This is a genomic window from Methylobacterium sp. E-046, from assembly GCF_022829625.1.
GTDB lineage: Bacteria > Pseudomonadota > Alphaproteobacteria > Rhizobiales > Beijerinckiaceae > Methylobacterium > Methylobacterium longum.
In genome coordinates, this window is sequence record NZ_JAKSYP010000138.1 from 1 (window position 1) to 7,015 (window position 7,015).

Genomic DNA, 7,015 nt, shown 5'->3' on the forward strand with positions numbered 1-7,015 from the left:
GCCCGATGACGGCAGCGGCAGGGACGTGTTCGTCCATATCTCGGCTGTCGAGCGGGCCGGCATGCGTAGCCTGATCGAAGGGCAAAAGGTCTCCTACGACGTCGAGGCCGACCGGCGCAGCGGTAAGGAAAGCGCCGCCAACCTGAAGAGCGCCTGAGCCTTCCCGATCCGGGATCGTCTCGCGGGCGAGCGTTGAAGCCTAGCTAACCACCCTCGCTCATCCTGCCTCTCGGGCCGAGTCGCGTATCTGGCTCATCGCCGTGAGGAACGGCATCGAGCCCCGCCAGCCCGTGATCAGATCGGGCGGCGGGGCCAACGCTTTGGATGGGGCAGTGTAACCACTATGCCGAAGCCGTCCGATGCACACCTACATGTCTTGCTCGCCAAGGCAAGCAGGATCTCGCCGAAGCTGAACGGCGCCGGGACCATCAAGCCCGTGTCGTCTACAACCTGGTCGATGGCACGGATACACGGGCTTTCGCCGTGAAGGCACTGCGGGAGATCGAACGGAGCATCGTGTTCATCCGCGCGAACCGGGAGTTGATCGAGCACATCCTAGCCTGATCAGCATCAGCCAGGCGGGACGCTACGCCGACGCGATCAGCATCCAGTTGCGAGCCCGGGCCAGACGGTCGTCGTCCGGCGTCAGCGGCATGTCGGCGATCACGCGCTCGACGATGTCGCGCAAGGTTGCCTCGTTGAGGCTCAGGCCCTGCGCGAAACCGTAAAGCTGCCGCATCAGGCAGGCGACGACGATTTCGTGGTTCGGCTCGGGCTCGCTCATACCTTTCGTCTCCGACGCCTCGGCTTCTTCGGCATCGTTTTGGCCAGCACGTTCCGGATCTCGCGTAGGATCAGGTCGGCGGCGACGACGCAACGTGTCTGAAGATGCAACAAGCCCTGCCTGCCGTGATAAGATTGGACGGCAGGGCCGATATCGCCTCGGAGCTATCTTGCTCAGGCAGCCCTGTGGCGCTCCTTCGGCTGCCGCTCCGCCATGGCGCTTGGCTGACCGAGACCGATCGCCTTGGCGAGGGCAGAACGCCGCTCGGCGTAGCTCGCGGCGACCATTGGATAATCACTCGGCAGCCCGTAGCGCTCGCGGTAGCTCTGCGGGTCGTGACCGTTGGCGGTCAGATGACGCTTGAGCGTCTTATAGGCCTTGCCGTCGATGAAGCTGACGATGCCGTCGTCCCGAACTGACTTGCGGATCTGGGCTGCGGTCGGCTTCTCAGCTTCGGGTGCTGAAGCGACAGCACCGAACGCGCTACCAGAAGTCAGCCCGCGAACAGCATTGTGCACGCTCTGAATGAGGTTCGGAAGCTCAGCAATGGGCACGGAGTTGTTGGAAACGTAGGCGGCAACGATGTCGCCGGCCAGCTCAGTCAGGTCGAGAGCAGACCCTAAGATTTCTTCTTTCACTGTACCTCTGCCGGGTGCAACTCAGCCCACCAACAGGGGGGTGGGGCGCCAATCTAAATTACGAATTTTCCAACGCGGTCAAGCCCGTCGCGATCAATATCTCGCTCTTGCTTTAGTGTTCTTACTCAAGGCTTAGGATGGGACCGGCTGCGGCTTACGGCTTAGCCAGATCGCTCAGCCACTGCGCGTCACCAACTGCGTGCTCAGCCCCATCGTTGGTCGCGGGCAACTCAGGCAGATCAAGGCCACACATGCCATGATGCCACGAGCGACTTCTTAGAGTGTCGATGAAATTCGGCCCTCAGATTATCCTCAATTTTATCTATCGAGCTTCTCAAGCTACCTTTGCCTACGGCCGTCCATCCACTAAGAAGCTCCAGGTATTTGACGCCGATTTCAGGTGGAGGAGATCTAAGTTGGCAGAAAATGGTCAAATTCTCGATGAAGGCTCGGATCAGAGCGAGGGCCAATCGGATCTGGTCGCCCTGACTGCTGACATCGTCTCAGCCTACGTCTCGAACAATCGCGTGCCTCCCGCCGAGATGGCAGGGCTGCTCTCCAGCGTACATGCTGCAATCACCGGGTTGGGCAGTTCCCCCGCTGTCGTCGAGCCTCGTCCAGCGAAGCCGACGCCCGCGCAGATCCGCAAGTCGATCACGCCGGACGCGCTGATCAGCTTCCTCGACGGCAAACCGTACAAGACGCTGAAGCGCCATCTTACTGGTAACGGTATGACCATCGACGAGTACCGGGAGCGCTATGGTCTGCCACGCGACTACCCAGCGGTGGCTGCCAGCTACTCCGAGTCGCGCTCGGCGCTCGCCAAGAGCCTCGGTCTCGGCCAACAGCGCCGGAAGTCTGCGGAGACCGCGGAGAAGCCTTCCAAAGCTCGTAAGCCGAAGGGAGCTGCGGCTGCTGAGTGAGGCTGAGGTCAGCGCAACAGGACTGATTGCGCTCACGAAGGCCGGCCGGGCGGCCATATCATCACGGCTCGCCCGGCCTTGCGCACAACCTGACCGCGCCGCAGCTAGCGGTGGCTACATGACCGCTGACGAGTGTGGGGCAAGCCTGCATGTGGGCCTGTGGGCAGGCAGTCAGTGCGGCGGGCCGAGAAGCTGGCCGGGCGCGGCTCAACGAACACAGACAGCCGGCGCCAACCGTGCTGAAACCATGGCAGGCGAGTCGGCGCGTGGGCCTGTGGGCAGGTCTGCAGTACGACAAGCCGGATGGCCGCCAAGCGGGAGTGCGGACGTGCGGACAATAGCCGTCATCAGCCAAAAGGGCGGCGTCGGGAAATCGACGGTCTCGGTCCACCTTGCGGTGGCCGGCACGCTGGCCGGGTTTCGTACGGCGCTCGTTGACCTCGACCCACAGGCCACTGCCAGGAAGTGGGGCGACAAGCGACAGGCGCCTGAGCCCGAAGTGATCAGCGACCATGCCGAGCGGCTGCCGCAGCTTGTCGACGCGGCGCGAGCGAACGGGGCGGATCTCCTTGTGATCGACACCGCTCCAAACGCAGACCGCGCCTCGCTGGCGGCTGCCCGCGCTGCCGACCTCATCCTAATCCCCTGCCGGCCGGCGGCCTTCGACCTGGAGGCGATTGAGGCGACGCGGGATCTCGCGACCATCGCCAAGAAACCTGCATGGGTGGTGCTATCCTCGGCACCGACGCGGAGCGCCATCGTTGAGGAAGCGCGGCGCGGGCTTGAGGAGCAGGGCGCCAAGGTGGCGCCGCAGGTCATCCATCAGCGGGTGGCCTACAGCTATGCGGTGATCGACGGCCGCACCGCCTCCGAGTACGAGCCTGACGGCAAGGCAGCCGAGGAAGTCGCTGAGCTGTTCGCGTGGGCACGCGGGGAAGTGGGCCTGCCCACAGGCGGTCAATCCGGCAAGAAGATGAGAGGGCAAGCGTGACGAAGCGGCCGAGCCTGTTCAGCGCGAAGGCGGCGCCAGCGACATCTCAGGCGGACGATCCGCCAGCCAGCGAGGCACCCGTGGCCCCCGCCCCTGCCGAACCGAAGGCGGCCGAGCCGGCGGCGCGTGCTGCCTACCCGAAGGCCACGACCCGGGCGGGCAAGCGTGTCGTGACGGCCTATGTCTCGCCCGAGGCGTTCCGGCAGCTCAAGCGGATCGCGGCTGATGAGGATGCCCAGGTACAGGATCTTCTGACGGAAGGGCTGAACGCCGTGTTTGCCGCTCGCGGCTTGTCGAGGATCGCGTGATGACACTGGGCGGCGAGACGATCATCAAAGGGGCCGCCTCTCCGGAGGATCTGCGGCTCGGTCGCAGCGGCGTGCCAGGGCCGTCCAGTTGGCCGCGCGGCGTGAACCTCATATCGACCGAAGGGCTCGGCCTCCTCGGTGTCGGTGAGGATGGCAGCCTCTACTACAACGGCAAGCTGATTGAGGTTCGGCAGTCGCTCGTGCTGACGGGCTTGCAGAAGACGATCGCAGGTCTCGCCGTCGCGTTCGCCATCTTGGGCGGTTTCGGGTCCATGCTGCAAGGAGCGGTGGCCGCGCATCAGTGGGCCTGCCAGAACGAGGCGACGGCTTGGCGTTGCCCGAAGAAGTGAAGGCGCGCCCACCTGTCGGCCTGCCGCGGTGTCTGCTTGTGGGCAGGCCGGCAATCCGGCCTTGCCGCAAGCCTGCATCTCACGTAACTTGCGATAACGGTCATTCTCGGAAGTTTGGACGTGAGCCAACCGCCCGTCATCCTGCCGCCCGGCGATAGCCTCGGTCTACCTGCCGAGGCGGCTTCGATAGTCAGCGCCTATCAGCGGGCCAGCAAGGCGAAATCGACAGTGCGGGCCTACACGTCCGATACCCGGGTGTTTCAGGACTGGTGCGCCCGGTTCGGCTTCCGGTCCCTGCCAGCGAGCCCCGAGGCCGTAGCCGCTTTCATCGTCTCGGAAGCGGAGGGCGGTCGCGCCGCCTCGACGCTCGGCCGCCGCGTGGCGGCAATCCGGCATGCCCACAAGCTGGCAAGCCTGCCTGACCCTACTGACAATGAAGGCGTGCGCGCCGCCATGAAGGGCGCGCGGCGTAAGGTCGGTGTTGCCCTGACACAGAAGGCCGCTGCGACGGCCGAAATTCTGACCGCGATCTTGATGCGGTGCCCAGACACCCTGACGGGCAAGCGCGATCGGGCCCTGCTGGCGCTCGGCTTCGCTGGCGCGTTCCGCCGGAGCGAATTGGTTGCCCTCAATGTCGAGGACCTGCGCGAAGATCCCGAGGGCCTGCGGGTCACGGTTCGCCGGAGCAAGACGGACCAGGAGGGCAGGGGCTTTGAGAAGGCCATCCCGCACGGTCGGTTCATCCGGCCGGTGGCGCTCGTGCGGGAATGGCTGAATGCCGCCGGTATCACGACCGGCCCGGTGTTCCGGCCGGTGTCGCGGTCGGGGAGGGTGCGGGGCCTAAACATTCCGGAGCAGAATAATAGCGGCCCGACCATTATTCCGGACGGGAAGAATGCACCCCGCCTCACGACGCAGGCCGTGGCCGACATCATCAAGTGGTACTGCGCGGCCGCGGGGCTCGATGCCTCGACGTTCGGGGCGCACAGCCTGCGGGCTGGCTACATCACGACAGCGGCCGAGCGCGGGGCGGATCTCGCGCGGATCATGGACCAGTCCGGCCACCGGGATCCGCGCACGGTGGTCGGCTACATCCGGCGGGCGAACGCGTTCAAGGGGCACTCAGTGAGCGGGTTCCTGTGATTGGCCCGCGTTTAATAAAGCGAGAAAACGCGGGGGCGGCTCTGATAATACAGGGCGGAAACAGCATCGATGCAGCGGCGCGTTGGGAATTTTGCCAGCAGTACGCGCGTGCGCGCGAGGCGCCGGGATGTGCCGGTTTGCCGATATCCTACACTTAGGAGCCGCAGATGAGCCGGGGGCTTGGTAGGCAGCAGCGGTGCATCTTGGCGACGCTTCGACATCTCGAACGCGAACGCGGTCCTGGCTGGCGGTCGCCGGCCGAAGTCATCGCTGCCCTTGAGCGCATCACCGGCCGTCCTTTTGTCGAGCCTGAGCCGATCGACCCCTACGAGCGCATCGAGGCCGGGCAGCTCGCCCAATGCCGCGAGCAGGTGGCGCGTGGCTATCGCGAGTATGCCGCCCACGTGGGGCTGCTAGAGGCACGGATCGCGGAGCGGCCTGCCGCGAAGAAGGCAAGGCTGCGCCCGCGCGCTCCCAACCAAATCCGACAGGGACCGCGAGCCGGCGAAGCCGTGAACCCGTCGAGGGTGCTGGCGCTGTTGGAACGGCGCCGGCTGATCGAACGGATTGCGCATCGAGGGCCGGGGTCAGCGGTCCGGTTGGCGACCGCGCCATGATGACAAATGATGACATCGGAGCCCCCGCTGCACGGTCCTGCCATGGTGACATTTGGTGACGGCGCCGTAGCGCGTGAGTAGCGATTTTCAGCGAGGCGCTGCCGCTCGGCTTTGAAAACAATCAACGGAAATCAAAGGGCCGGCATTCAAGGCGGCGGGCTTGGTCGGGGGTTTTTGCACCAGTACGCGCGCTCGCGCGAGGCGGGATGAATACAAATGAAAACATCGAGGCTCGAATTTTTGCAGGCCCTAAAGGGGATCGCGGATCGCCACCCCCCTGTGTTTTCGGAGCAGTACGCGCGGGCGCGTGCGAGGCCCTGACAGCAACAAGAACAATGGGTCGGCGCCATTGAGAACAAGGCGTATCAACGCGAGCGCGACGGGTGGACGGGCGTGCTGGTAACAGCACCGGAACAGCGTGTCGCCGATCGCGTAAATACGAGACAAATACGCGATCGGCGACACGCTGGCGGATCTCTAAAATAGCTGATGGATAGGCGGCGCGGGTCGGATCCGGCTCGGCCTGGCTGTCGAGGAACGCAACGCGGAGGCCCGCAGCGAGCCCCTGCAATGCGGCCGCGGCGGCGTCCTCCCGAACGTCGATGGTGACGGCCGCGGTGAGCGCCATCTGCGAGGTAGTCTTCATCCCGCGTCGCGACAATCTCTGCGGGTCTCACATCCATCTAAAGACACGCGTAGATTGGTACGTTTGAGCGCTCTGTAGGCTGCAGGGCCAGCGGCAGAATTTAACATCGAGATCTAATATTTGATAGGGCTCTTATCCCCGACGTAATGTAGCCTGCCTGGCTAGGGACGCGGAGAGCTGGGCACATGCAATCGCCTGCCGAGATGGTCGTTCCCCGCTCGCTCATGGTCGAGCTTATCGACCTGCTGGGTGACTTTCCCCCCGAACAAAATCGGCGGCAGGCCGAGGTACTCGGGATCCGTTTGGCGGACCTGGAGCACAGGGCGCGGTCGCAAGGAGCGCTCGTGGAGACGGTGGCGGCGATCCAAGGCGCGCGCGTGCTGCTTGATCTGGCGGAGATGCCACCCCTCCCGCCGGTTAGCGGGACCTGATGGCCGGCGGTTCTACGCCGACCAACCTGCACACGCTGGCCATGAGCTTGACTGTGATGCAGCGGCTGCTCGATCGTCGAACCGCCGATGGAGCGCTCGTGCCGGCCGACCCGGCTCTGATCCAGGCAACAATCGAAGCCGGATACGACGAAGTGCGCCGGATCAGATTGCTGCTCGCCGAGAT

The 7,015-nt window shown here is 64.7% G+C and carries 12 protein-coding genes; 9 read left to right on the forward strand and 3 right to left on the reverse strand.

Annotated elements, in window-relative coordinates; genetic code table 11:
- Positions 1–157, forward strand: a 157-nt coding sequence (locus tag MKK82_RS12580) for a cold-shock protein (protein ID WP_243985909.1), incomplete at its 5' end; no start/stop codon positions are given.
- Between the two features lie 429 nt (positions 158–586).
- Here MKK82_RS12580 and MKK82_RS12585 read toward each other — a convergent pair.
- Positions 587–784 carry a hypothetical protein gene (locus tag MKK82_RS12585; RefSeq protein WP_243985897.1) on the reverse strand — a complete coding sequence of 66 codons (198 nt, stop codon included), beginning with the start codon at positions 782–784 and terminating at the stop codon, positions 587–589.
- 173 nt (positions 785–957) lie between these two features.
- Complete coding sequence (locus tag MKK82_RS12590) at positions 958–1,422, reverse strand: MucR family transcriptional regulator (protein WP_243985898.1); 465 nt, start codon at positions 1,420–1,422, stop codon at positions 958–960.
- A gap of 434 nt (positions 1,423–1,856) precedes the next feature.
- Here MKK82_RS12590 and MKK82_RS12595 point away from each other — a divergent pair, with 434 nt between their 5' ends.
- The 6 genes from MKK82_RS12595 to MKK82_RS12620 all read left to right on the forward strand — a co-directional run bounded on the left by MKK82_RS12595 (position 1,857) and on the right by MKK82_RS12620 (position 5,754).
- The gene (locus tag MKK82_RS12595) at positions 1,857–2,345 is read left to right on the forward strand and encodes a MucR family transcriptional regulator (RefSeq protein ID WP_313902095.1); all 489 of its coding nucleotides are present in this window, start codon (positions 1,857–1,859) and stop codon (positions 2,343–2,345) included.
- Positions 2,346–2,673: 328 nt separating this feature from the next.
- Positions 2,674–3,336, forward strand: coding sequence for a ParA family partition ATPase (gene parA / locus MKK82_RS12600; protein ID WP_243985900.1), 663 nt, complete (start codon positions 2,674–2,676; stop codon positions 3,334–3,336).
- Positions 3,333–3,644 carry a ribbon-helix-helix domain-containing protein gene (locus MKK82_RS12605; protein WP_243985902.1) on the forward strand — a complete coding sequence of 104 codons (312 nt, stop codon included), beginning with the start codon at positions 3,333–3,335 and terminating at the stop codon, positions 3,642–3,644. Before parA ends, MKK82_RS12605 begins: the two co-directional genes overlap by 4 nt.
- On the forward strand, positions 3,644–3,994 hold the full coding sequence (locus MKK82_RS12610; RefSeq protein ID WP_243985903.1) for a hypothetical protein: 351 nt from the start codon (positions 3,644–3,646) through the stop codon (positions 3,992–3,994). Before MKK82_RS12605 ends, MKK82_RS12610 begins: the two co-directional genes overlap by 1 nt.
- A gap of 120 nt (positions 3,995–4,114) precedes the next feature.
- Positions 4,115–5,137, forward strand: a complete 1,023-nt coding sequence (locus MKK82_RS12615; protein WP_243985904.1) for a site-specific integrase — start codon at positions 4,115–4,117, stop codon at positions 5,135–5,137.
- 203 nt (positions 5,138–5,340) lie between these two features.
- Positions 5,341–5,754, forward strand: a complete 414-nt coding sequence (locus MKK82_RS12620) for a hypothetical protein (protein WP_243985905.1) — start codon at positions 5,341–5,343, stop codon at positions 5,752–5,754.
- Between the two features lie 121 nt (positions 5,755–5,875).
- Here the strand turns inward: MKK82_RS12620 and MKK82_RS12625 are convergent, their stop codons facing one another.
- Positions 5,876–6,382: a hypothetical protein gene (locus MKK82_RS12625; RefSeq protein WP_243985906.1), complete on the reverse strand. Its 507-nt coding sequence runs from the start codon at positions 6,380–6,382 to the stop codon at positions 5,876–5,878.
- Positions 6,383–6,585: 203 nt separating this feature from the next.
- Between MKK82_RS12625 and MKK82_RS12630 the strand changes: the two genes are divergently transcribed.
- Together MKK82_RS12630 and MKK82_RS12635 are read left to right on the forward strand one after the other, a co-directional pair.
- Positions 6,586–6,831 (forward strand): hypothetical protein, encoded by a 246-nt coding sequence (locus tag MKK82_RS12630; RefSeq protein WP_243985907.1) that lies wholly within the window; start codon positions 6,586–6,588, stop codon positions 6,829–6,831.
- A partial coding sequence (locus tag MKK82_RS12635) for a hypothetical protein (RefSeq protein ID WP_243985908.1) occupies positions 6,831–7,015 on the forward strand: 185 nt, incomplete at its 3' end. The genes MKK82_RS12630 and MKK82_RS12635, both read left to right, overlap by 1 nt.

Bases quoted from the DNA above. Each gene is read 5' to 3' on its own strand.
- MKK82_RS12585 (WP_243985897.1), bottom strand. From the start codon at position 784: ATGAGCGAGCCCGAGCCGAACCACGAAATCGTCGTCGCCTGCCTGATG.
- MKK82_RS12610 (WP_243985903.1), top strand. From the start codon at position 3,644: ATGACACTGGGCGGCGAGACGATCATCAAAGGGGCCGCCTCTCCGGAG.
- MKK82_RS12625 (WP_243985906.1), bottom strand. From the start codon at position 6,382: ATGGCGCTCACCGCGGCCGTCACCATCGACGTTCGGGAGGACGCCGCC.
- MKK82_RS12630 (WP_243985907.1), top strand. From the start codon at position 6,586: ATGCAATCGCCTGCCGAGATGGTCGTTCCCCGCTCGCTCATGGTCGAG.